Consider the following 23,121-nt stretch of genomic DNA (forward strand, 5'->3'; position numbering starts at 1 on the left):
TAATTTAGATCATAAATTTTATCTATTGATTCGTCAGTTTCATAATGCAATTTCTTTGTAAAAAATCGTCTTATAAAAGCATTTAGATATAAAAATCGTCGACAAAACCAACATTGGTTAAAGAAAAAGCAAAATTTTGACCTAAAACAATAGCAGTTCGCCATTACTTATTTTATAATGCGAATTAATGTTTCAGTACATCGTCAATTCCAATAACTAGGGGCACAAAATGAGACTTATCCCGTTAACTCGAGCAGCACAAGTAGGTAAGTGGGCAGCTGCGCATATCGCTAAGCGTATCAACGACTTTAAACCTACTGCTGAGCGTCCATTCGTTCTGGGTCTACCAACTGGTGGCACTCCTCTAGCAACCTACAAAGCCCTAATCGAGCTTTACCAAGCCGGCGAAGTCAGCTTCAAAAACGTCGTGACTTTTAACATGGATGAGTACATTGGCATCCCTGCGGATCACCCAGAATCTTACCGCTCGTTCATGTACAACAACTTCTTTAATCACATTGATATTCAAGAAGAAAATATCAACCTACTGAACGGTAACACAGACGATCACGACGCAGAATGTAAGCGTTACGAAGACAAAATTAAGTCTTACGGCAAGATCAACCTGTTCATGGGCGGCGTGGGTAACGACGGTCACATCGCGTTCAACGAGCCAGCGTCATCTCTTTCTTCTCGTACTCGCATCAAGACCCTCACTGAAGACACTCGCATTGCGAACTCTCGCTTCTTTGACGGCGATATCAACCAAGTGCCTAAATACGCGCTGACTATCGGTGTTGGTACGCTTCTAGACTCAGAAGAAGTGATGATCTTGGTCACTGGTCATAACAAAGCTCAGGCACTTGAAGCAGCCGTGGAAGGTTGTGTAAACCACCTATGGACAGTTTCTGCTCTTCAACTTCACCCTAAAGCGGTGATCGTATGCGACGAACCAGCTCAACAAGAACTGAAAGTGAAGACAGTGAAGTACTTCTCTGAGCTAGAAGCAGAAAACATCAAAGGCTTTTAACCCATAGGATGGCAGCCTAGAAACACACTAAAAATACAAAACCCGTGTTGAACACGGGTTTTTTCTTATCTGAACAGCGGGCTTAAGTCGTCAATAAGCTTTAATACCAAACTGACGAAGACGCTTAGGAAGCACTTCATCCAACTTGTCTAGTTCACTCGGTTCGACTTCGATAAGATTGAAATGATGCTGCTCATAAACAGTACGAATGGTCTCACGGTCGGCCTGAGCCATCTCCCCATCGTCACTTCCCCAAAATTGCAAATAGACTTTACCGCCTGGTAAGTAAAAATCGCTAGTGACATCTTGGTCAATCGGCAGCTGACGCTCATAAGCGTGCACTACACCAGCCAAGTACAGCCAGTTGTCAATGAGCAACTCACCCTTAGAGCGTACGTAATGCCCATCTAATGTTCGGTGCTTGGCTTCAAATTTTTGGCGAAAGCTTGAGTACGATTTATCCGTAGAATGTGACTCCGCGTCTTGCCCTAAAAACTCAATGACAGACTGCTTAAGACGCTTGTTACGCAGCACCACATCGTGCCATACGACAAAGGTATTTTGTGTTTCTTTATCGGTTCTTTGCTGCCCACCAGCGCGCACACCAGCTTCTGTGACACTCCATCCCTCTTCGGATTTGGTCAACCAACCCAGTTCACTCAAAAGCTGGTTCATACGCTTCGCATTCAATTTCAGCTTTTCACCCAGTTGTGTAGCGCTCAATGTTTTCCCTGAGCTGGGAGTCAGCTCAATATGTAAGTTGGTCGGCCAGACGATGAACTGGCCAAATTTAGGGTGATCCACATACTCACCGCCAAACTTTGCCCCTTCTTCGGTCAAAATCCACTTTTCATCTTGGCGAACGATGTAGCCTGCACGTTTGAGATCGGCAAACAGCAGCTTAGCTTCTACCTTGCGCATTTTCGCTAATGCCGACGTCGATATTTTTTCAGACATGTGGGTACCTCATGCTGCTGCAAAATTGAACACTATGTCGTCATAGTAACGCATTGATTTCACGGCTTGAAGTCAGGCAAACAAGATTTCGTGTTACAAATAGCAAAGCCAGCGTATAGGTGCTGGCTTTGTTATTTCGGTAAAAAAGCGAATGTTATTTAATAAAAGCGATGCATCCTTGCAAAATCACTAAATTCACAATGTCGATGAAGAATGCACCGACAATTGGAACCACCATAAATGCTTGTGGTGATGGACCATATCGACTCACGATGGAACCCATATTCATGACCGCAGTCGGTGTAGCACCTAACCCAAAACCGCAGTGTCCGCTAGCGATCACCGCCGCATCGTAGTTGCCTCCCATCATGCGGAATGTTACGTAGTAAGTGAACATCGCCAACACTGCCGACTGAATAGCAAGAATAATAAGGAATGGGATCGCAAGATCGAAAATATTCCACAATTTCAAACTCATCAAGGCCATGGCAAGAAATAGAGATAGTGCAACCGTGCCAAGAATATCAACGGTTTCTAAATCAACCTTGCGCGCCTTCGTCACTTCCATGATGTTAGTGATAACAACACCAATAAACAGCGCATAAACAAAATCGGGAATCATTAACCACTTGATGTCAAAACTGCTTACCCAACTCTCGAGATACTTCGCGCCTGTCACGCAAAGTAGAATGATGGACAAGCTTTCAACGACTCTTTTCGCTGTGACACGATCTTCCTCATGTTCGTTGTACGTCACCAGTTCAGGGAAACTCTGATGACTTTGATTGGTGCGTCCGTATTCCGATTCCAAGTTGTGTTTGTTTAGTAGCTTTTGTGCAACAGGGCTGCCAATAATCCCGCCCATCACCAAGCCAAATGTAGCAGAAGCCATTGCCACCTCTAGAACATTATGCAAACCATACATTTCTTGAAAAGTTTGCGACCACGCAGCTCCCGTTCCATGTCCGCCAGAAAGCGTAATGGATCCGGCGATCAACCCCATGAGTGGATCTAACCCCAACGCTGTTGCTAAGGACACGCCGACCGCATTTTGGATAAGAATGTAGACCGATGCCACAACTAGGAAGATGAAAACCTTCGCACCGCCTTTAATCAGTTGGGTGTAATTTGCCGCTAAGCCAACGGTTGCAAAAAACATCAGCATAAAGACGTTTTGCAGTGGTAAATCAAAGGAAACATCCACACCGTTTAAGTGCATCGTCGTGATGACGCAAGCGACCACTAGACCACCAACAATTGGCTCTGGAATATTAAATTTTTTTAAGGTTGGTAACTTGGTATTGATGAACTGCCCTAAAAACAACACGCAAATTGCGACGAGGAACGACTCCTGTGGGCCGATAGATATTACCTGATTCATGAGACCTCTTTACTCTACTCTTTCTCATTCATTGAGCACGCGCTCAACGTGAGATAGGTGCCTAAGCCAGTCAGATTGCCTCTCGAAACTTTTGTTTTCTAGGCCTCTTTGACCATTGATTCTCATCAAGTAAGAAATAGGCAGACCTAAAATTATGCTAATTATCATTCAGTGAGAATATTCATTTAGAACAGGCGATAAGTGTATTGATGGGAAGAGAAAAACAACACTTCTCAACTTATGAGAAGCAATTAATTTCCATATAAAACAAAACCTCAAAACAACGACCACATAGGTGGATATTTAGAGCGAATAAGACAGGCGGATACACTAGGTTTTAAATTATTACTTTCTCTCTAACGCACTAGGTGTTATACATATATATAACACCATCTCAACCAAGAGATTCACTCATGACTAATTGGCATGATCGCCAACCGATATTTCGACAGTTGGCAGACCAGATCACGCAGCAAATACTGCAAGGTGTCTGGCAAGAAGGCGATGCTCTGCCCTCCGTCCGTAGCATCTCTGCAGATATGAAAATTAACCACCTCACCGTTATGAAAGGCTATCAATTGCTTGTTGATGACGGGCTAGTGGAGAAAAAACGCGGTCAAGGTATGTTTGTCGCTTCAGGAGCAAAGCTCAAATTACTCGCAGACGAGAAGGCACGTTTTCTTCAGCAACAAATTCCGCAGATAGCCGACACAATACAGCGTCTGGATATGTCACTCGACGAATTCATTCAACAACTAAAACCACACTTGAAAGGTGACCAATGAGCGCATTAGTCAGTGTAAACAACGTCTCCAAGCAATATCAGCAACAAGGAGAAGCACTGCATGAAGTGAGTTTCGACCTACATGCAGGACAAGTACTTGGCTTACTCGGCCATAATGGCGCAGGTAAATCAACGCTTATTAATGCCCTACTCGGTGCACATGAATATCAGGGCACTATTCGTATCAACGGATTTGAACCTATTATGCAACGCGACAAGATAATGCAGAGCTTATCCTACATCTCGGATGTCAACGTTCTGCCAGATTGGATGACCGTTGCTCAACTGCTTAACTATACCGAGGGCGTGCATCCAGGGTTCAATCGCGCCCAAGCAGATACGCTACTTCGTCAAACGGACATCAAACCTCGTGCGCGCATCAAATCTTTATCCAAAGGGATGAAGGTGCAATTACACCTCGCGATTGTGATCGCGACCAACACCCAAATCCTCATATTGGATGAACCGACACTCGGGTTAGATCTCGTGTATCGCGAGACGTTTTATCGTCACTTATTGGAATGGTTTCACGACGGCGAGCGCGTGTTGATCATCGCCAGTCATGAAGTATCAGAGATTGAGCACTTGCTGACAGATGTTCTGATTCTTAAGCATGGTCGCCCCGTTCTGCAAACCTCGATGGACAGTATCAGTGAAGACTATTTCATTCTTGAAGCCAACGACGAGCACCGCACACAAATTGAAGCGATGAACCCACTCTCGTCACAAAAAGGCCTCGGTTCAACGAAATGGTTACTCAAAGCCCAGTATGCCCAACAAGCAGAAACAATGGGTTCCATCCATGGGGTGAAGTTAGCGGATCTATTTTTAGCATTGCAGAAGGAGGCAGCGTAATGCGTTCAGTTGTCGCGATGTTGCAAAAAGAGTGGTTAGAAAACCCTCTTGTTTTACGTATTCCACTGTTTGTGTTGGCGTGTGGAGTTATTCTCTTTGTGAGTTTAATGAGTAACGATACTCTACAACACAATATGTTTTTCCAAATGAGCTTTGGTGGCGATGTCAGTGACATTCACAGAGAGCTTGGTGATGACGTCAATATGTTGATTACCGGAGGAGCAGGGCTGCTGTCTATCTTGTTAGCCGTTCAGTACTTCCCAAGAACGCTACGCAAAGAACGGGCGGAAGGCAGCATTATGTTTTGGCGCAGTATGCCTGTCAGTGACATAAAAACCCATTTAGTGAAGCTAGGGTTTGGCTTATTGGTGATTCCGCTCGTCTGCTCGGTGCTCGTACTCGCTGCAAATTTAATGTTGTGGTTGCTGAACATCTCTACTGATCACCAATTGGCTTTATTGTACCGCCAAGCCTCGTTAGGTTACGTGCTGCTGCATTGGGGAGAGTTTTTAATCAGAATGTTGTTCGCCGGTATTCTGCTGTTACCGCTGGCATTAACTGCGATGGCTATTTCACAAAAAGTGAACTCACCACTAGTCATTTTGTTTATCGCCATTTATGCGCTACGTTGGATGCCTATCGCACTTTTTGGTTACTACGGGCTAGATCACTTTTTCTCCGAAGTGCTTTACCTTCCGCTGCACGCCATTATTACACCAAACCCATTCAATACCATTCCTCAAGCGGGTTGGTTAAACGTTGGCATTTACGCCTTCATTGGTATTCTTGGTTGGACAGCTAGCCTCAAGTTCAGCCGAACCATTCAATAATCCGTCGTCCGATAAACGGCCAAAATCGAGCCATAAAAAAACGGTCACAACCTGTGTTGTGACCGTTTTTATTTCGCCTCTAGGAGCTCATCCACTTAACTTTAACCAAGGAATGAAATGTAGCCTTGCAAGATAATTAAGTTGACGATGTCGATAAAGAAAGCGCCCACAATTGGCACCACCATAAATGCTTGTGGCGACGGGCCAAATCGGTTAACGATTGAACCCATGTTCATTACGGCTGTTGGGGTTGCACCCAAGCCAAAACCGCAGTGCCCCCCTGCAATAACCGCAGCATCGTAGTTGCTTCCCATCACTTTGAACGTAACATAGTACGTAAAGATAGCTAAGACGACAGACTGCACAGCTAAAATAACCAAGAATGGAATCGCTAGATCGAAGATATTCCATAACTTCAAGCTCATCAGAGCCATCGCTAAGAACAGAGATAGCGATACCGTACCTAACATATCGACCGTTTCGGCATCTAACTTACGAATCTTGGTCACTTCCAAGAAATTCGTAATGATCACACCAATGAATAGCGCATATACGAAGTCTGGAATCATCAGCCATGAGATTTCATACGTGCTTACCCATTGCTCGACATACTTGGCCCCAGTAACACAGATCAGTAGGAAGAAGAGTTTCTCCACCACTTTTTTCGCCGTTACTTTATCTTCTTCGTATTCATTGTAAGTCACCAACTCCGGGAATTTCTCGTGAGTTTTGGCATCTCGACCACCACGACCATACTCAGACTCTATGTTGTTCTTTTCCACCAGACGCTGCGCTACAGGGCTACCAATGATACCGCCGATGATCAAACCAAAAGTCGCTGATGCCATTGCAATTTCTAAGACGTTATCCAATCCATACACGTCTTGAAAGGTTTGTGACCACGCAGCACCTGTACCATGACCACCTGACAGAGTAATCGAGCCAGCAATTAACCCCATCAAAGGATCTAAACCGAGCGCCGCCGCAAGTGAAACGCCAACGCCGTTTTGTATGATGATGTAAAACGATGCGACAGCTAAGAAGATAAAAACCTGCGCACCTCCTTTCATCAACTGAGTGTAATTTGCGGCCAAACCAACTGTCGCAAAAAACATTAACATAAACGTATTTTGTAATGGCAAGTCGAATTCTAAGTCGATGCCGTTGAAATGAAGAGCAGTAATCATGCAGGCTACAATAAGACCACCTACAATCGGCTCAGGTATGTTGAATTTCTTTAAAATCGGTAGCTTAGCATTAATAAAATGCCCCAGGAAAAGCACACTGATTGCGACCAAGAAGGACTCCAGTGCACCTACAGATATTAAATGATTCATATCGCCTCTTATTATTGTTCTCTTCATTCTCCGTAATGAATGAGTGTTAGTTTAACCTTCGTTCAATAGCAAATTTTCTCGCTTTATTGTTTCGAAAATACTCAAAAAGTTGGTGTAGATGCGCCTTAGGCTAGTTTAAGGGGCGCTCCTTAAGCGATGTGTCAGTTTTTACGCTGTTAGCAAGCCCTTAAATGTGAAAGGAGCTGATACAGCTCCTTCAAATGGCCCCTCGCAATACCTGTGCGTTATCGCTTGGGGTGTTGTGTTGTGAGTAAATTCTGGGTGACACTTTCTGAACCACTTCGGGCTCCCTTACTTAAACAGAATGTGTCAATTACTATCAAACAAAGTTCCTTCCCGTTGTAACCGCTAAACGCCGAGAGCGCGTTCAAAACAATTGGGTTTGCCTGTTCCTGTCGTAGCTTTTCAACTCTGGCTCATGGTGTATAAACGAGCCGAATCCAAGGAAACTCTCAGGCTGCAACAAACGTTTTCGTCACAACGGAGCAGGATTATAACATATCGCTGATAATTTTCTTCAATTCAGTGACATTCACCAACCCCATGGTTAAACCTTGCAATGATTAACTGCCTATTATCATTTTCACAGATAAAGATCGAAGCACAGTTACTCAGTAAGCTTCTTAGAAAACGATGCATAGCCAATAACTTCACCGCCGTTCTTATCCAAGAGGTCTTGATAAACGCCCTAGAGAACCAAGCCGCCGAAATATGCGATGTTATCATGATTGCTTTTCGAGACCGATGCCCCGACTTTGGCTGATGAGTACAACCCCAACTATGCATCAGGCAAAAACATGTATAATTTTTTATACAAGTTATTCAATAACAAGAGTCCCACATGAACATTCATTCGCTTTGCCCTGCGCTATTACTCAGCGTCGTCTCATCAGCTACAGCAGCTGAAAGCATTCGTATTCAATATTCTCCCGTAGAGACAACTCATGAAAAAATCGCCCAACAATCGATTCAAAGCAGCGATGTAAACACCATCTTTGTTGAGCTATCTCAGGTCTACTTTCCATTTGATAAAGCTCTCACGCTGGTTTACGGCGGAGAAGATGGTCCAATGTATGATCCTGATACACACACAATATACGTTCCTTACACTTTTTATTTGGAGTCGCTCAATTACTTCTCCAATAATCAGTATGAAGAACGCTTCGGAAAATCCCCAAAAACAGGGGCGCTAGATACGTTATTGCACACTTTACTTCATGAAGCTGGGCATGCTTACATCGAAGATCAAAGCATCCCTGTTCTCGGAAAAGAAGAAGATGCGGTCGATAATTTTGCCACCATTTTAATGATTGACTTCCTAGAAGATGGCGCAGATATGGCCATTAGCGCCGCCGACATGTTCGCATTCGAATCCGACGACAGACCGGACTACTACGATTTTGGCGAGTACATTGACGAACACAGCTTTGATTTGCAGCGTTACTTTTCAACGTTATGTCTGGTGTACGGTAGTGATCCTGAGCAATACAAAGCCTTACTCGATGAAGTAGAAAAAGACTACCTGCGTGATCGCAAAGAGTTCTGCCAATTCAATTACGGCAACATTCGCGACAATTGGCTGCATTACTTGCAAAACAATGAACCAAAAGAAAATTCGCCACGTAAAAGCGATTAGAAAATCTCAAACAAGAAAACCGCAATGACAAAACTCACCATATTTTATGACGGAACCTGCCCGCTTTGTGCCAAAGAGATGAAGGCGCTAAAACAACGCGATGCCAAGCAGCAAATCAAAACCGTCGATATCTATAGTGATGCATTCGCAGATTATCCTCAGATCGATCCTGAACAAGCCAACACCATTTTGCACGCCCTCAACGAAAAGGGGGAGCTTCTGCTTGGGTTGGACGTGACTCATCGTGCGTGGCAATTAGTTGGTCGCGGTTGGCTCTACGCTCCACTGCGTTGGCGCCTCGTTAAACCTGTTGCTGACTGGCTTTACCTGAAATTCGCAAAGAATAGGTATCGCGTCTCATATTGGTTAACGGGGACTTCTCGTTGCAATAGTGGGTCGTGTTCACGTTAATTGTGATCCCGCTTAAAAATGCTACGACCTTCGTCTAGATTTACAAATTTCCAGTACTTCTGATTGAGTAACTCGGTTAATCTCTAAGCATTACAACAATAAGTATTAACACTTTTATCAGGCAAGCTTATTCAGCTTGTCACTTGTAACGCTGCGCCGAGAGAAGGACGTCTCTATGAATCTGACGATCAGAAAACGACTATATATCCTTTCAATAATTCCAATTCTAACTATGGCAATAGGCATGATGTGGTTCACCTACGTACAAACCACGGCCTACAACGAGCACGAGATTGAGCAAACTCGAAGTCGAATGATGGAGATGAAAAAAGCCGAACTCAAAAGTTACGTACAAATGGCGCGTTCCGCTGTCGAGCCGCTACTCGCACAAAATGCCCCACTGGAAGAGGCTCTGCCTATTTTGAAACAACTAGAGTTTGGTCAATCCGGCTACATCTTTGGTTATGATTCAAAAGGCGTTCGCGTCGTGGTGGGTAAAAACACCAAAGGCATCGGGGAAAACTTCTATAACTTGCAGGACAAGAAAGGCAATTACCTGATTCAGGATTTGCTAAAAAATGCCAAAACTGGTGAGTTCACGACTTATTACTTCCCGAAACTCGGTCAGAGTGAAGCACTACCGAAACTCAGCTACTCAGTCTTTATTCCTGAATGGGACTTGATGTTGGGTACGGGCTTCTACACTGACGATATCGACGCCATTGTGGCAGACATGGAAAAAGCAGCACACGAAGATCTCAACACCACACTAACTGCGATAGCCCTGTTTTGTGCCTCGATAACAGCAATAGTTGCAGTCTTTGCCGTATTTGTTAACCGCAGCATCATGAAACCTATTGAGCAGTTTGATGCTTCAATTCACTCTTTCGCGCAAGGCGATGCAGATTTAACCGCGCGCATGGAAGAATCGAGCGTGCCGGAGTTCACCCAACTTAGCCGTAACTTCAATATCTTCGTTGAAAGCCTGCAAGGCATCATTAAGAGCGTTAGCCACGTAGGACAAGAAGTGGTTTCAGAGACCAACGAGATGTCACAGCGTGCATCGCAAGTGGATGAATTAGCTTCTGGTCAACGTGAAGAGACCGAACAAGTCGCAGCGGCAATGACCGAGATGACAGCAACGGCGCACGAGATTTCAAACAACGCTAACCAAGCAGCACAATCAGCCAGAGACGCCGATGAAAACTCGCAACAAGCAAAACACATTGTTGATTCGGCAGCGAACTCTGTCGAAGCACTCGCGCTAGAGGTGTCGGAAGCCAGCACGGTGATTTCTCGTTTAGAGAGCGATGTACAGAACATTTCTTCTTCGCTAGAAGTGATTCAAGACATCGCCGAGCAAACCAACCTATTGGCACTGAACGCAGCCATTGAAGCAGCCCGTGCAGGCGAACAAGGTCGCGGCTTCGCAGTCGTTGCCGATGAGGTCCGTAAACTGGCGAGTCGCACTCAAGACAGCACAGGCGAAATTCACCAAATGATTGAGCAGTTGAAGTCTGGCTCGGATGCGGCAGTGAAAGCCATGGGTTCAAGCCAAGCGCGTGGTGAAGCAACGGTTGAGGAAGCACGAGCTGCCTCTGCCGCACTGCAAGAAATCCAAGCCGCAATTGCTAACATCATGGACATGAACACGCTTATCGCAACGGCAACCGAAGAGCAAAGCCAAGTTGGGCAAGAGATTTCACAACGCATCGAAGTCATCTCTCAACAAAGCAGCCAATCGGCGCACCTTGCCAACCAAAACCGCGCAGGCAGTGGCAACCTTAACCACAAAGCTAACGAGCTGTACGACTTGGTCGGTCGCTTTACGGTTTAACGCTTTCCTCACCCATTCACCATGCAAACAGCGGCGCCAAAAAGTCGCTGTTTTTATTTCTGCTATCCTCATACGACTTAGCTATAATGCCGCCAACTTAGCACCTACAAGGGCAAACCAGATGATTATTATGACCACCAATTTCGGTGACATCGAGATTGAACTGAACCTAGAACGAGCGCCAGTTAGCTCAAAGAACTTCAAAAAATACTGTGAAGATGGCTTCTACAACGGCACCATTTTCCACCGCGTTATCGATGGCTTTATGATCCAAGGTGGCGGTCACACCGAAGACATGGCAGAAAAGCCAACGCGCGCACCGATCGCGAATGAAGCAAACCGTGGTCTAAAGAACCTTGTTGGCACTATCGCAATGGCGCGTACCGATGCACCGCACTCTGCAACGGCACAGTTCTTCATTAACTTGGAAGACAATAATTTCCTAGACCACACCGCAACCACCAACCTAGGCTGGGGCTACGCCGTGTTTGGTAAAGTGACCGCGGGTATGGATGTCGTAAATCGCATCGCGAAAGTGAAAACGACCTCTAAGCTTGGTCACGATGATGTGCCATGCGATCCAATCATTATCGAGAAAGTGACGATCAGCGAATAAACCCATTCGCCTCTTCGGAGAAATCGTCGCTATAAAACGAAGAAAGCGCCTAATGTCTTATGACCTAGGCGCTTTTTGTTTTTATTGCTGAAAAAATGAGCAGCGAGTTTACAGTGTAAAAAGTGAGCAGTTCTAGCGATTACATCCCTTTGAACAAACTTTGAGATGCACGGCTCACCGGGAGCTTGTTCTCTCCAACGTGAACAAACATTCTGCCAGCAAAGTCTTTGTTTACTTTGTTAATTTTGCACACTTGCACCACGCTTGAACGGTGTACTTGCCAGAACTGTTCTGGGTTAAGCTGCCCTATCAACTCTTTCAACGATGTGCGAATCAAATACTCCTGCACTTTACCCTGTCCTTGTTGGGCATACACAGAAACGTATTTTTCTTCCGCTTTGAAATACAACACATCAGACGTGGCAATCAGATGAATATCTTCCCCTTGCGTCGCTTTGATCCACTGAAGATATTGCGGCGTTTGTGGCGCGGATAATTGCTGCAACTGCTCCAATAGGCTGCTCATCTGCACATTACTGCTTTCTTGCTCTCGCTTGGCAAGGCGTGCTTTCACTCTTTCACACGTCGTCAGAAGGCGCTCATCCGAGATAGGCTTAAGCAAATAATCGGCAGCATTTTGCTCAAAAGCTTTGATGGCGTAATCATCGTACGCGGTGACAAACACAATCAAAGGTGGATTGGCGAGTTGATTGAGTTTTTGCGCTAAGGTCATACCATCCAAAACTGGCATACGAATATCGAGAAACGCAATATCAGGTTGGCTTTGCTCAATGGCTTGCAACGCTTGTTCACCATCGGCGACTTTGGCTATCACCTCTAGCTCTGGCCACACTTCAGCTAGGCTTTTATCAAGATGATGCCTCAATAGCGGTTCATCATCAGCAATAATGGCAGTAAACCCTGTATTCATTCCTTTCTTCCTTGATTACGATTCCATTGGCCAACTCAGGCGAACACAAACACCACCCTGAGCAGACTCACTGATAGAAACCTCTCCTTGCCCTGCGAACAAAGCTTCAACTCGCTGCTTGAGGTTACTTAAACCGACGCCAGAGCCCATGTGCCCACTAACATGATTCAAGCCAACACCCGTGTCTCTGACTTCAATCTTCAAGTTCTGTCGTTCACGCTTGATGAGCAAACTGATTTCGCCGCCTTCTCGCTTCGGCTCAATACCATGGATGATGGCGTTTTCGATTAAAGGTTGGAGCATCATCGGCGGTAATTCGGTTCTGCCTAGCCCTTCTTCCACCTCAATCTTGTAACTGAGTCGATCACCCAAACGAGTTTGTTGGATGCCTAAGTAAGCCTCAAGTAACGCCGTTTCATTGTCTATGGTGGTGTGTTCTTCGCGTGAGCTTTTGAGCGTCGCACGCAGCAGCGCGGTTAACTGTTCTAGCATTAGCTTGGCTTTATCGACATCTTGCGACATGAGCGCACTGATATTTGCCAAGGTATTGAATAAGAAATGCGGTTCAATCTGGCTTTGCATCTGCTTAAGCTGACTCAGCAACAGCGCACGATCTTGCTCTGCTTTCTCGCGCTTGATGGCTTCCAACTCTCGTTGAGCAACCGCCTCTTTCTCACGCGAGTAAAAATAGAAATAACACATACCGCTAAACAGTAATCCCATTAAGCCAACAGGGATCATATCGGAGATACCAAAATACTCTCCGAGCCAAAATTGCGCATTAATCACCCCAAACAATAAACAGGCAACAAGCGAACACACCACTTCTATCATACGCGGGATGGTTGGAAACAAACGGTCAATCAACCATGAGAAGAAGATAGCCGAATAGCCAAATCCAAAGCTAACCGCTACATGAATGTAAAATGGACCGCCCCAAACCGAGAGCGTCATTGCTGCGATAAAGAGACAAAATGCCGTGGTCACTAATAAGCTACGCGGCCATCCACTTTTCACCACTGATTTTGCTGAACACATTTAGAATTTCCCTTTGATGTTAAATACAATCATATGCTTATCATTGATTTGTGCGTAAGCAGATTGGTCGTCTCCGGTTAAAAAGCGTGCGGCAACTTCCACTTCTACACTTTGATCGCCAGTATCAATCCATTGGTAGTTAAGCCACTGCGTGACAATCACACCACCATCTTGTGGCGACAGCATCACATCCAACGTGGGGGTTACATCACTTAGCCAGCCCATATCCGCTTTGCCGTTCCATGCAGCCCATGCTTCCAAATCCCAACTCCAGTGCAACATTACGTTATGCTGAACGATATTGGCATGCTGAAACCCTTGGGCGTAGCTTGTCGCAAGTAGAGCGCTGCTAGCCAACAGAGAGTTGTTAGGATCAGGGATCTGAGAGAGTAATTCGCCACGCTCTATTGCTTGTTGCCATTCGCTTTTCGACCATGCACGGCTGTCGTACCAATATTCAGCAATCACGTTGTGCCCGGCTTGGTTTGCCCAATTCAACCCAATTAAGGCTTGGAATGCGCTGCCCAGCTCCTCAACCGAAACGGGTTGGTAAAGATCATCCTGCTGAAACTGATAGCCGACACTTTGGTTTTGCCACAGCATGGAACCGTGCATAGCGATGGATTCATCCCACACGGCAATGGCACTGGCTCCGAGTAAACCTCGGCGCACATCATCGTAATAACCAATAAGTTGATACTCGGTGTCACCCACCAGTGCATAACGACGAATACCAACACCTTGCTGCTCTGCGGCTTGATCAAGAGCACTCTGGTCTTGTTGCCCCCAGCTTGAATCCGTTGCAATCACCGTCCACTCGCCTGCCATATCGTAGCGAGAGAGTGAAAACACACCCGCACCCTCTTCTGCGACTATGCCAACAGGATTTTGTCGATAAGGCTTAAACAGATCCAAAGGTCGGTAGCCATAACCCACGCCCCAATCCACGCGCAACTTACCTAAGCTCACATCAAGAGTGGTATCACCGACTTGCCACTCCCCTAGCCAAGCCAGCTCTCGAATCAGCAATTGGTTATCAGCTTCACTCCACCAATCACTCTTTCCTTGTTGATTGAGGTACAAACCTTGGCTGTACAGAGCAAACAAGCCACTGAAGTTGTGATAATTCACCTGTACATCCAACAGTGCATTAAGTGAATCACGAGAACTGCCCTGCGCTTGCATAAATGCGCTATCACGCTGCTTGGCAGTTTCGTAGCTGACAGCCCAATCCCACTCAAAACTCAGCTCATCATTGGCAAAAACTGGGGCTGCTGCGCCCACACACAACGACGCAGCAATCAACAAACTGGTGCTTTTGTTAAGGTTAGGCTGGTGCGGTTTCATGTGACTTCCTTGCTCGTTTTTATGGTTCTATTTACGAAGCTCAGACTAAAGCTGAGTCGTGTTAGCTTTTGGCAAATAACTTGGGTTGTAGAACTTGTTATCCAGCTGCCAAGGCACGATTTCTTGATACTCGATAACGGTCTTTTTGCTCGGCTGAATGCTATCAAGCAAGGTCATCTCACTGACGTAGTCTTCACCGTTATCGCTTGCACGTCCGTATTGCGCTTGCTTGGCGAGTTTGCCAGAGCGCAAGTAAAGATCAGCTTTAATTGGAAACGCATCTTGCTCAGACAACCACAAATCGATCTTCTGATAGCTTGCCCCTTTGGTTTTCGCGGTTAAGGCAAGGTGATAAGCCGCAACACTCTCTCCGTTCACCGAAACGGTTTCTGTCGCTTTCCATTCACCTTGATAATCTTGACTCCACGTCAGGGTTGAGATGTCGCCGATAGACGCTTCACCAAGCAGCTTCTGCATTGGCGTAATGCGAATCGGACGGCGGCTCTTTGGCATTTGCAGCCAGTAGTTGTCGCCCATCATCAGCATCTTTTGCCCTGCTTCAACCGCCGATTTGAACACCACCAGCGATTCACGATTTGGACGCGTGTACACGTGGTAAAGACGGGTTTTATCTAACTCTTGGTCTTGATATAAGCGCACCAGTGACACCACTTTGGAGGAATCATCTTGCAAGCGGTAGCTGTCGGCTTTTTCAATCAATTGCGCAACTTGCTGTGCATCTAGTGCTGTTTCATTCGCACTGACATTCATGCTTGCAACGCCAGTTACCGTCAGCAATGCAATTGGTAATAGTGATTTGAAATTAAACATAAATCAGTGCCTCCGTAATTGGCTTGTTCACCCCTTTGCGTGCCGAGAAAAACGCCGCAACCAAACAAATCATCAATACTGCAAATCCTGCTATAGCTACTAGCTCCCAAGAGAAGTAAATCGTTAATGGGTAACCTTCTGTGCGTCCTGGCGGTGGCGGCATTTGCACATCCACGACCATCAGTAAGACGGTAACTAACCCAGTAAACAAAGCGCCAATTAAGCTGCCAATAACCGCAAGCAACCCTGCTTCGCGCAAGAACCCAGCAATGATTTCGCGAGGGTAGCTACCAAGTGCTGACAAGGTGCCGATTTCACGTGTACGCTCGGTGACCGACATGGTCATGGTGTTGAACAGCGCAACAAAGACCACCAACGCCATTACTGCGCCCATGATGCCGAAGATACGGTCGTACAAATCTTTCACTTTGAGGTAGAAGAACGCACGTTCTTGCCAAGGCGTAATCTCAATATCTTGGTCACCAAAGTTCTGCTTTTGCTTACTCAAAACCGAAGCCACTTGTTGCTCGACTTGGTTAGTTAAACTGGTATCGAATAGGAAGACAGATAACGCACTGACTTTGTCTGAACCGAGCAGCGATTGCGCGCTGTTGATGTGCACGTACAACTGGCGTTTATCAAGCTCAGGCACGCCGGTTGAATAGATGCCACGAACTTTGAAGTCATACGCATTCAATGCACCGTCGGTTGTGGTCGCCAGCAAGGTAATCCAATCGCCAACGTGCACGCTTAGGTTGTTCGCCAAATCAACGCCAAGCATCACTTCTGGCTCTGTTGAGTCATAACGCGATGCATGAATGTTGGACAACGTCTGCCCTTCGCGCACATCCAAAAACGGTCCTTTCATATCGAATTCGCGCTCGTTAACACCAATGCCGATAAAGATCGATGACTTGTTGCCGTTGGAAATCAAACCGCTGAACTCAACTCGTGGCTGCACGCCTCGCACTTCATTCAACCCAATCAATTGCTTGGTGATGTCGTCGGCATGAGTTAACCCGTTACTCAGCGGCATCTCTTCTTCTTTAGCGAAATAACCCGGCGTGGTTAACGTCAGATGCCCCGTGTCACGCGCTGTCGACTCTTTCAAACTGTCGTAGGTGTATAGACCAAAACCGCCCGCACTGGTTAACGCAAACACGGCAATGGCAATGATCAGCATCGACAACAAACTGCGACGGCGATTGCGTTGCAGGTTCAACCAAGCAAGGCGAACGGAAACTGGAATTAGCTTGCCCATGAAACCTCCTCCACACTTGCGTGCGTTTGGGTGATTTTGCCATCCACCAACTCAATGGTGCGGTCACAACGGGATGCCATACGAGGGTCGTGTGTGGCGACAATAAAAGTGGTGCCTAGCTCGTGTCCGAGCCCTTTCATAATGTCGATGACCTTGTTGGCAGTTTGGCTATCAAGACTTGCGGTTGGCTCATCAGCAATCACCAGTGCTGGTTTGTGCACTAAGGCGCGTGCAATTGCCACACGCTGCTGCTGACCGCCCGACAAGTTATCGGGCATATGATGAATAAACTCGCCCAAGCCAACGTGCTCTAGCATTTGTGTGGCGAGCTCGGTTTGTTCCGCTTTTGAAAAACCGTTGAGATGCAGCGGATACGCCACGTTCTCCAACGCTGTCATCACAGGCACAAGATTGAATTTTTGGAACACAAAGCCAAGCTTTTCACGGCGCATTTTCGCCGCCTGCATTTGTCCGGTTGGGTATGGGCTGCCTGCAAATGTCACCTGACCTTGGTATTGAGTATCCAGCATGCCAAGCACATTAAGTAAGGTGCTTTTGCCTGAGCCAGACGGCCCGCATAATGCCACCATTTCGCCGGCAAACACTTCACCAGACACGTCTCGCAATGCACGCACGGTTTGGCTACCAAGGGCGTAATCGCGGCTAAGTTGATTAAAAACGATCATGACGCCTCCCTAATACTTGGCTAGCAACGCTTTCGCGGTTTGCGTTTCTAGATTGCTATCACCTAACTGCTCCATTTGCGCTAACCATATTTTGGCTTGTTGAACATCTTCAGCACGCAATGCAGCTTCAATGGCGTAGCGATAAATCCAAGACGTTGCCGCGAAAGGTTGTTGGCTAAAACTCGGTTCATCGAGCAGAGAAAGGTACAGCTCGTAGCCACGCTCAAAGTGATTGAACATGTCAGGCAGAGAGGTAAACGTAGTAGCTGCCATGGCGGTAGCTAGCTGGTATTCCGGCAAGCCTTGTAAGCGTTGTTGCTCTTGCAGTGGTACTGGCTGATTCGCCATTAAATCCAAGCCTTTTTGGATTGTGGCAAGACCGCGCTCGGTGAACTTCATCTTGTTCCAAGGCATAAACGCCTCACGACCTTGCAACGTCTCCGCACTGCCCAAGTAAACCAAGGTCACCGGCGTTGCGCCCTGCTCTTCGAGTTGTTTGGATAGTTCGCCATAAACAGTATCAACTAAGCCAGAGTCACCCTGTGCTGCTTGGTTGAATTGACTGAGTGTGCGCTCGCTTGGGTTAGCCAGAGCCAGATTGCTGCTAAGTGCAAATGCGGCGATAAACGTACTTGCCAGTTTAAGAGCTTTGATTGAGCGAGATTGAGAAACCATCATGTACTGTCCTTAGTTGAACGTGATTTGATGGTTTCAGATTAAGGGAGAAGATCGCACGCTGCTTTTGCATGCGACCAATGGCAGTTATGCAGAGTGAATGGTATTGAGAGAGGATGAATGACATTCACTTAAACAGAAAATACAATTCCGCTCATTCGTAACTCTACATTTTTACGGCAGTCACAATAAAAGCACTGGCTTAAAATCTGAGGCTAGTGTATTTATCCATCCCACAGCTACCCATAACAGACAGTGTCGCACTCTCCTTTCTTACACACCTTTGCATGGTGTCTGTTGTTTCGAAATCGAGATTCTTAGCATCGGAATAGTTTGAACTCTTCGAGTTTTAGTTGTTTTCGCACTCAAAATAGGTGCGTTATTAGGTCGTTGAAAATGAATAAGCGTTATTTCCCAAGAGTTGATTTGCCACTGCTAATGGCGATCATTCCGATCATGCTGTTAAGTTCGCTCACTCTCTGGAGTGCCAGTAGCTTTAATGAGGCGATGCTCTTCAAACATTTGGCGCGCTGCGGACTGACATTAGTTTGTATCTTGGTCATGTCCTCGATTCCAGCGTCCAGCTATCAGCGCTCAGCTCCATATCTCTACATTATTGCGGTTGCTCTGCTACTTGCTGTCGCTTTATTTGGTGATAGCACCAATGGCTCTCAACGTTGGCTCGATATCGGCTTCTTCCGCTTTCAACCGTCTGAGCTAATCAAACTTTCCATTCCAATCATGATCGCCTGGATGCTGCATATTGAAGGAGGTCGACCAGACAGTCGGAAAATTGCGTTTTGCTTACTTATTACAATGATTCCTGCCGGGTTAATCGCGCTACAACCGGATTTAGACGGTGCAGTTTTTACCGTCATTTATGCATTGTTCGTTTTGTTTTTGGCTGGCATGAGCTGGAAAATAATATGCGGGTTTATTGCGAGCATTTTAACGTTAGCACCTATTTTATGGTTCTTCGTTATGGAAACCTATCAAAAGAGCCGTGTAACACAGTTCTTGCACCCTGAGTCCGATCCACTGGGTTCGGGCTACCAAATCATCCAATCTTTGATTGCGATTGGCTCAGGCGGTATGAAAGGCAAAGGTTGGATGAATGCAACGCAGGGAACACTTGGCTTTATTCCAGAAAGTCATACGGACTTTATTTTTTCGACCTATGCGGAAGAATGGGGCTTTGTTGGCAGTTTAGTCTTACTCGCATTGTACTTGTTTATTACTGCACGCGTTATGTTGCTTGCATGTCAGTCTGACCACTTTTTTAGTCGGCTGGTAAGTGGCGCATTAGCGATGAGCTTTTTTCTGTATGCTTTTATCAATACGGGCATGGTGAGTGGCTTGTTGCCAGTAATGGGTAGCCCACTTCCCTTCTTTAGCTATGGCGGCACGGCGATGCTAACTCAAGGTATCTGTTTTGGTGTAATCATGTCGCTGTGTTATTCCAAATATCGTAACGCATAGCGTTGCTTGAGAAAAAGCGATCAAAAAAGGCTTCCCTAAGGAAGCCTTTTTACAACGATATGAGCGAATTAATTACAGCTCTGCGTTGTGGTAAACCTGCTGAACATCATCACAGTCATCTAGAAGATCTAGGAATTTCTGGAATTTCTCAGCATCTTCACCCGATACAGGCGTATGAGTTTGCGGAACGAATGTGATTTCTTCAACATCGATCGTTAGATCTGGGAATGCACCGTTAAGCGCAGTTTTTGTTTTGAAGAATTCTGTGTGAGGTGCGAATACAGTGATAACACCGTCTTCTAGCTCAACGTCAGTAACGTCTACGTCTTCCATCATTAGCGTTTCTAGGATGATTTCATCATCGTCGCCTTTGAACTGGAATACCGCTTGGTGATCGAACATGTGAGAAACCGAGCCCTCAACACCAATTTTCGCACCGACTTTCACAAAGCATTGGCGTACATCTTGGAAAGTACGGTTGCCGTTGTCTGTTAGACAGTCAACGATAACGCTAGTACCGCCAGGGCCGAAGCCTTCGTAACGTGCTGGAGTGTAGTCTTCACCACCGCCACCGTTCGCTTTGTCGATCGCTTTATCGATAACGTGCGCAGGAACTTGGTCTTTTTTCGCTTTTGCGATCAGGTGTTTCAAAGACAAGTTCATGTCTGGATCACCACCACCGTTTTTCGCGCACATGTAAATTTCTTTACCGTATTTGGAATAAACTTTAATTTTCGCGCCTGCAGTTTTCGCCATAGAGGCTTTGCGCACTTCAAAACTTCTTCCCATCGGGATGTCTCTCTAAATTCAAATTTAATGCGAAGGATTTTAGCAAAAAGCGAAACCTTTTCAATTTCGCTTAGCAAAGGAATAGGGAGGTTACCTCATTCGTCGCATTGGATTGAACCATTGCCACGGTTCGCGTTAAGCGACACCCATTACTCGTTTGTACTTTTCGACCGATTGCTGGAAAAACGCCTTTTCATCAGCATCGTTAATCTTGGACAACTGTTCTTCTATTGCTTCAGGACCAGATTTGGCCTCTCTGAGCTTCCAAACCAAAAACGACGCCTGCTTATCCAGTTCGATTTTGTTTTTTTCGTCAGGCGGCAATAGGGATAGATTAAACGACATTCACAGCCTCAAGGTACTTTAAATACTAGCCGGGCACTATATCACACAGAGTTACAATTACAGAATAGAAACGCACTTAACTTGATCGATTTCAAGTTAACTATTTTGGCACCGCGCTGATTTTCAGTGCTTTTGGTAAATGCTGTTCGAATATTTGTTGTAATCGATTCTTGGTAACGGGTTTAGCCACGAACTCGTTCATCCCAACATCGAAGCAATGTCGCTGATCCTCTTTAATGACATTGGCACTTAGCGCAATAATTGGAACGTGTTTCCCCCACTCTCCCATTTTTCGAATTCGCTCCGTAGCAATAAACCCATCCATCACAGGCATTTGGCAGTCCATAAAAATCAAATCGAAAGGCTGCTGATCACACAGCTGCAATGCTTCTTCGCCATGGTTGGCGACACTCACTCGCACACCCAGTTTTTCTAACATGATGCGAACTACCTTCTGATTGACGATGGTATCTTCAACAACCAATACCCAAGGTTTATCGTTATCTTGAGGGCTGATTTCGTTGTCTTCCGCTTTCGGGAAATCTAATACATTAAGTTGGTCGGTATAGGTCGATTGCGCATTTATTACAGCAACAGGAATCGAAAATTCAAAACAGCTTCCCAGCCCAAGCTCACTTGTTAGTTGTATTTCCCCTCCCATCAAGTTAACCAACTGTGCAGCTATCGCCAAACCAAGCCCTGTCCCACCATACTTTCTGGTGGTACTACCATCAGCTTGTTGGAAGCGTTCGAAGATTGCTTGTTGGTGCTCTTTCGCAATACCAATCCCAGAATCCACAACTCGAAACCGGATAAGAGCGGTCTCTCCATCAAGTCGAGATAACGCTACAAGAAGCTTCACATGGCCGCGCTCGGTAAATTTAATCGCGTTGCTCAACAAATTGTTCAGAACTTGTTTCAATCGTGTGGCATCACCTTGCACTTCCGTTGGCAAGTGAGGATCAATATCGCTGAGCAGCTGTAAGTTTTTCTGCTTGGCTTTGACACTATGTAAACTGATGACATCGTCAAGTAGCTCGCGAAGATCATAGCTCGTGTATTCTAGCTCTACTTTGCCAGCTTCAACTTTAGAGAAGTCCAAAATGTCGTCGATGATCGTCATTAGTGAGTGAGAAGAACTGTCAATGATCTCTACAAACTCTTTTTGCTGGGGATCGAGGTCGGTGTCATTGAGCAACGACGACACACCAATAATGCCATTCATCGGTGTGCGGATCTCATGACTCATAGTGGCGAGAAACTCACTTTTTTTACGATTAGCGACTTCTGCCCTATCGCGTTCAGCCTCTAACTCAGTCTGGTGCTCTTTCACTTTCTCAACACTTCGGTTGTATTTCTCTGCCAAAACACTCACTTCATCAAAGCACCATCGTTTAGGGAGAGTCACTTTACTCGGCACTGTACCGCCACGAAAATCGCTCACCGCACCAGACAGCAATTGTAACGGATTGACCAACAAGCGAAACGCCACCCAAAGAACACCAATGATGAGGACAAGAATTTTGATCGCTTCTGTCGTAAGTAGAAAAAAGAACTGCTGCCAAAGATCTTCATATATCGCGCTAAGATCCGATTGAACCGTTAATATCGCGAGATCATACGTTTTATCGCCGACCCGATACTGCATCGGCCAGCTTCTCTCGACAACATCCTCAGAAAGCGCCGAACCTAATTCAATGATAACTTCGTCTTCACTAGCAATACGTAAGTAGTCCACCGAGGGCATACGCATTGCACCTTGAGCTTGTGTCAACAACAGCTCCCTATCCTCTACCCACAAACTCGCAGAAAAGCTCGATAAATAGCTAGACTCAACCTGCTTTAATTCAACATCTAAATGGGCTAAATCTTCGTGAAAAACTCGATATAAGCTCACTGTAGAAATGATGACCGTAAAGATTAAACTCAACGTTAATACCGCCAACATAAGTTGGTTGCCGATACTAAAACGACGTTGAGATCGCTCTTTTTCATCCATATGAAACCGCTCCGATAAACTTGCGCTACTCTAAATATAGCTACG

The 23,121-nt window shown here is 45.9% G+C and carries 22 protein-coding genes; 9 read left to right on the forward strand and 13 right to left on the reverse strand.

What is annotated here, in order from left to right; translation table 11 throughout:
* Positions 1-229: 229 nt before the first annotated feature.
* Positions 230-1,030, forward strand: a complete 801-nt coding sequence (gene nagB, locus R7E51_RS06230; RefSeq protein ID WP_005374441.1) for a glucosamine-6-phosphate deaminase — start codon at positions 230-232, stop codon at positions 1,028-1,030.
* Positions 1,031-1,120: 90 nt separating this feature from the next.
* Here nagB and R7E51_RS06235 read toward each other — a convergent pair whose 3' ends face one another.
* Positions 1,121-1,987 carry a hypothetical protein gene (locus R7E51_RS06235; RefSeq protein WP_005374442.1) on the reverse strand — a complete coding sequence of 289 codons (867 nt, stop codon included), beginning with the start codon at positions 1,985-1,987 and terminating at the stop codon, positions 1,121-1,123.
* Between the two features lie 154 nt (positions 1,988-2,141).
* Positions 2,142-3,368, reverse strand: a complete 1,227-nt coding sequence (gene gltS, locus R7E51_RS06240; protein WP_025768732.1) for a sodium/glutamate symporter — start codon at positions 3,366-3,368, stop codon at positions 2,142-2,144.
* A gap of 413 nt (positions 3,369-3,781) precedes the next feature.
* Between gltS (R7E51_RS06240) and R7E51_RS06245 the strand changes: the two genes are divergently transcribed.
* The 3 genes from R7E51_RS06245 to R7E51_RS06255 are packed head-to-tail and all read left to right on the forward strand — an operon-like array spanning position 3,782 to position 5,837.
* Complete coding sequence (locus R7E51_RS06245) at positions 3,782-4,153, forward strand: GntR family transcriptional regulator (RefSeq protein ID WP_005374444.1); 372 nt, start codon at positions 3,782-3,784, stop codon at positions 4,151-4,153.
* Positions 4,150-5,007: an ABC transporter ATP-binding protein gene (locus tag R7E51_RS06250; protein ID WP_005383221.1), complete on the forward strand. Its 858-nt coding sequence runs from the start codon at positions 4,150-4,152 to the stop codon at positions 5,005-5,007. The genes R7E51_RS06245 and R7E51_RS06250 overlap by 4 nt, the downstream gene beginning before the upstream one ends.
* Positions 5,007-5,837, forward strand: coding sequence for a membrane protein (locus R7E51_RS06255; RefSeq protein ID WP_017633815.1), 831 nt, complete (start codon positions 5,007-5,009; stop codon positions 5,835-5,837). Before R7E51_RS06250 ends, R7E51_RS06255 begins: the two co-directional genes overlap by 1 nt.
* A gap of 101 nt (positions 5,838-5,938) precedes the next feature.
* Here the strand turns inward: R7E51_RS06255 and gltS (R7E51_RS06260) are convergent, their stop codons facing one another.
* Positions 5,939-7,174 carry a sodium/glutamate symporter gene (gene gltS, locus R7E51_RS06260; RefSeq protein ID WP_064354443.1) on the reverse strand — a complete coding sequence of 412 codons (1,236 nt, stop codon included), beginning with the start codon at positions 7,172-7,174 and terminating at the stop codon, positions 5,939-5,941.
* An 862-nt stretch (positions 7,175-8,036) separates the two neighbouring features.
* Here gltS (R7E51_RS06260) and R7E51_RS06265 point away from each other — a divergent pair.
* The 4 genes from R7E51_RS06265 (at position 8,037) to R7E51_RS06280 (ending at position 11,695) form a co-directional block, all read left to right on the forward strand.
* Complete coding sequence (locus R7E51_RS06265) at positions 8,037-8,831, forward strand: DUF4344 domain-containing metallopeptidase (RefSeq protein ID WP_005374451.1); 795 nt, start codon at positions 8,037-8,039, stop codon at positions 8,829-8,831.
* Between the two features lie 24 nt (positions 8,832-8,855).
* The gene (locus tag R7E51_RS06270; RefSeq protein ID WP_031780806.1) at positions 8,856-9,242 is read left to right on the forward strand and encodes a thiol-disulfide oxidoreductase DCC family protein; all 387 of its coding nucleotides are present in this window, start codon (positions 8,856-8,858) and stop codon (positions 9,240-9,242) included.
* A 175-nt stretch (positions 9,243-9,417) separates the two neighbouring features.
* Positions 9,418-11,079, forward strand: coding sequence for a methyl-accepting chemotaxis protein (locus R7E51_RS06275; RefSeq protein WP_021707578.1), 1,662 nt, complete (start codon positions 9,418-9,420; stop codon positions 11,077-11,079).
* Between the two features lie 121 nt (positions 11,080-11,200).
* The gene (locus R7E51_RS06280) at positions 11,201-11,695 is read left to right on the forward strand and encodes a peptidylprolyl isomerase (RefSeq protein ID WP_017821051.1); all 495 of its coding nucleotides are present in this window, start codon (positions 11,201-11,203) and stop codon (positions 11,693-11,695) included.
* 139 nt (positions 11,696-11,834) lie between these two features.
* Here R7E51_RS06280 and R7E51_RS06285 read toward each other — a convergent pair whose 3' ends face one another.
* Genes R7E51_RS06285 through R7E51_RS06315 form a run of 7 tightly spaced genes read right to left on the reverse strand, consistent with a single transcriptional unit; the run spans position 11,835 to position 18,467 of the window.
* Positions 11,835-12,626, reverse strand: a complete 792-nt coding sequence (locus R7E51_RS06285) for a LytR/AlgR family response regulator transcription factor (RefSeq protein WP_017821052.1) — start codon at positions 12,624-12,626, stop codon at positions 11,835-11,837.
* A 15-nt stretch (positions 12,627-12,641) separates the two neighbouring features.
* Complete coding sequence (locus R7E51_RS06290; protein ID WP_017821053.1) at positions 12,642-13,664, reverse strand: sensor histidine kinase; 1,023 nt, start codon at positions 13,662-13,664, stop codon at positions 12,642-12,644.
* Positions 13,665-15,011 carry a hypothetical protein gene (locus tag R7E51_RS06295; protein ID WP_017821054.1) on the reverse strand — a complete coding sequence of 449 codons (1,347 nt, stop codon included), beginning with the start codon at positions 15,009-15,011 and terminating at the stop codon, positions 13,665-13,667.
* Between the two features lie 45 nt (positions 15,012-15,056).
* Positions 15,057-15,842, reverse strand: coding sequence for an outer membrane lipoprotein-sorting protein (locus R7E51_RS06300; protein WP_017821055.1), 786 nt, complete (start codon positions 15,840-15,842; stop codon positions 15,057-15,059).
* Positions 15,835-17,103, reverse strand: a complete 1,269-nt coding sequence (locus R7E51_RS06305) for an ABC transporter permease (protein WP_017821056.1) — start codon at positions 17,101-17,103, stop codon at positions 15,835-15,837. The genes R7E51_RS06300 and R7E51_RS06305 overlap by 8 nt, the downstream gene beginning before the upstream one ends.
* Positions 17,091-17,789 (reverse strand): ABC transporter ATP-binding protein, encoded by a 699-nt coding sequence (locus R7E51_RS06310; protein ID WP_005374479.1) that lies wholly within the window; start codon positions 17,787-17,789, stop codon positions 17,091-17,093. The genes R7E51_RS06305 and R7E51_RS06310 overlap by 13 nt, the downstream gene beginning before the upstream one ends.
* A 9-nt stretch (positions 17,790-17,798) precedes the next feature.
* The gene (locus R7E51_RS06315) at positions 17,799-18,467 is read right to left on the reverse strand and encodes a hypothetical protein (RefSeq protein ID WP_005383200.1); all 669 of its coding nucleotides are present in this window, start codon (positions 18,465-18,467) and stop codon (positions 17,799-17,801) included.
* Positions 18,468-18,860: 393 nt separating this feature from the next.
* Here R7E51_RS06315 and rodA point away from each other — a divergent pair, with 393 nt between their 5' ends.
* The gene (gene rodA, locus R7E51_RS06320) at positions 18,861-19,943 is read left to right on the forward strand and encodes a rod shape-determining protein RodA (protein WP_017821057.1); all 1,083 of its coding nucleotides are present in this window, start codon (positions 18,861-18,863) and stop codon (positions 19,941-19,943) included.
* Between the two features lie 72 nt (positions 19,944-20,015).
* Here the strand turns inward: rodA and R7E51_RS06325 are convergent, their stop codons facing one another.
* From R7E51_RS06325 to R7E51_RS06335, 3 genes are all read right to left on the reverse strand, one after another.
* On the reverse strand, positions 20,016-20,732 hold the full coding sequence (locus R7E51_RS06325) for a YebC/PmpR family DNA-binding transcriptional regulator (RefSeq protein WP_005374482.1): 717 nt from the start codon (positions 20,730-20,732) through the stop codon (positions 20,016-20,018).
* Positions 20,733-20,867: 135 nt separating this feature from the next.
* Entirely contained in the window at positions 20,868-21,077 is a 210-nt protein-coding gene (locus R7E51_RS06330) for a DUF3283 family protein (protein WP_005374484.1), read from the reverse strand.
* A 100-nt stretch (positions 21,078-21,177) separates the two neighbouring features.
* Positions 21,178-23,076, reverse strand: a complete 1,899-nt coding sequence (locus R7E51_RS06335; protein ID WP_017821058.1) for an ATP-binding protein — start codon at positions 23,074-23,076, stop codon at positions 21,178-21,180.
* Positions 23,077-23,121 lie beyond the last annotated feature (45 nt).

The organism is Vibrio sp. Vb1166, from assembly GCF_033338695.1.
Taxonomy (GTDB): Bacteria; Pseudomonadota; Gammaproteobacteria; order Enterobacterales; family Vibrionaceae; genus Vibrio; species Vibrio alginolyticus.

What these genes read in the sequence shown, in the direction of transcription:
- R7E51_RS06250 (WP_005383221.1), top strand. Translation starts at nt 4,150, where the DNA reads ATGAGCGCATTAGTCAGTGTAAACAACGTCTCCAAGCAATATCAGCAA.
- R7E51_RS06255 (WP_017633815.1), top strand. Translation starts at nt 5,007, where the DNA reads ATGCGTTCAGTTGTCGCGATGTTGCAAAAAGAGTGGTTAGAAAACCCT.
- gltS (WP_025768732.1), bottom strand. Translation starts at nt 3,368, where the DNA reads ATGAATCAGGTAATATCTATCGGCCCACAGGAGTCGTTCCTCGTCGCA.
- R7E51_RS06295 (WP_017821054.1), bottom strand. Translation starts at nt 15,011, where the DNA reads ATGAAACCGCACCAGCCTAACCTTAACAAAAGCACCAGTTTGTTGATT.
- R7E51_RS06285 (WP_017821052.1), bottom strand. Translation starts at nt 12,626, where the DNA reads ATGAATACAGGGTTTACTGCCATTATTGCTGATGATGAACCGCTATTG.
- R7E51_RS06280 (WP_017821051.1), top strand. Translation starts at nt 11,201, where the DNA reads ATGATTATTATGACCACCAATTTCGGTGACATCGAGATTGAACTGAAC.
- R7E51_RS06275 (WP_021707578.1), top strand. Translation starts at nt 9,418, where the DNA reads ATGAATCTGACGATCAGAAAACGACTATATATCCTTTCAATAATTCCA.
- R7E51_RS06235 (WP_005374442.1), bottom strand. Translation starts at nt 1,987, where the DNA reads ATGTCTGAAAAAATATCGACGTCGGCATTAGCGAAAATGCGCAAGGTA.
- R7E51_RS06315 (WP_005383200.1), bottom strand. Translation starts at nt 18,467, where the DNA reads ATGATGGTTTCTCAATCTCGCTCAATCAAAGCTCTTAAACTGGCAAGT.
- rodA (WP_017821057.1), top strand. Translation starts at nt 18,861, where the DNA reads ATGAATAAGCGTTATTTCCCAAGAGTTGATTTGCCACTGCTAATGGCG.
- gltS (WP_064354443.1), bottom strand. Translation starts at nt 7,174, where the DNA reads ATGAATCATTTAATATCTGTAGGTGCACTGGAGTCCTTCTTGGTCGCA.
- R7E51_RS06265 (WP_005374451.1), top strand. Translation starts at nt 8,037, where the DNA reads ATGAACATTCATTCGCTTTGCCCTGCGCTATTACTCAGCGTCGTCTCA.
- nagB (WP_005374441.1), top strand. Translation starts at nt 230, where the DNA reads ATGAGACTTATCCCGTTAACTCGAGCAGCACAAGTAGGTAAGTGGGCA.
- R7E51_RS06270 (WP_031780806.1), top strand. Translation starts at nt 8,856, where the DNA reads ATGACAAAACTCACCATATTTTATGACGGAACCTGCCCGCTTTGTGCC.
- R7E51_RS06325 (WP_005374482.1), bottom strand. Translation starts at nt 20,732, where the DNA reads ATGGGAAGAAGTTTTGAAGTGCGCAAAGCCTCTATGGCGAAAACTGCA.
- R7E51_RS06305 (WP_017821056.1), bottom strand. Translation starts at nt 17,103, where the DNA reads ATGGGCAAGCTAATTCCAGTTTCCGTTCGCCTTGCTTGGTTGAACCTG.
- R7E51_RS06245 (WP_005374444.1), top strand. Translation starts at nt 3,782, where the DNA reads ATGACTAATTGGCATGATCGCCAACCGATATTTCGACAGTTGGCAGAC.
- R7E51_RS06290 (WP_017821053.1), bottom strand. Translation starts at nt 13,664, where the DNA reads ATGTGTTCAGCAAAATCAGTGGTGAAAAGTGGATGGCCGCGTAGCTTA.
- R7E51_RS06330 (WP_005374484.1), bottom strand. Translation starts at nt 21,077, where the DNA reads ATGTCGTTTAATCTATCCCTATTGCCGCCTGACGAAAAAAACAAAATC.
- R7E51_RS06300 (WP_017821055.1), bottom strand. Translation starts at nt 15,842, where the DNA reads ATGTTTAATTTCAAATCACTATTACCAATTGCATTGCTGACGGTAACT.
- R7E51_RS06310 (WP_005374479.1), bottom strand. Translation starts at nt 17,789, where the DNA reads ATGATCGTTTTTAATCAACTTAGCCGCGATTACGCCCTTGGTAGCCAA.
- R7E51_RS06335 (WP_017821058.1), bottom strand. Translation starts at nt 23,076, where the DNA reads ATGGATGAAAAAGAGCGATCTCAACGTCGTTTTAGTATCGGCAACCAA.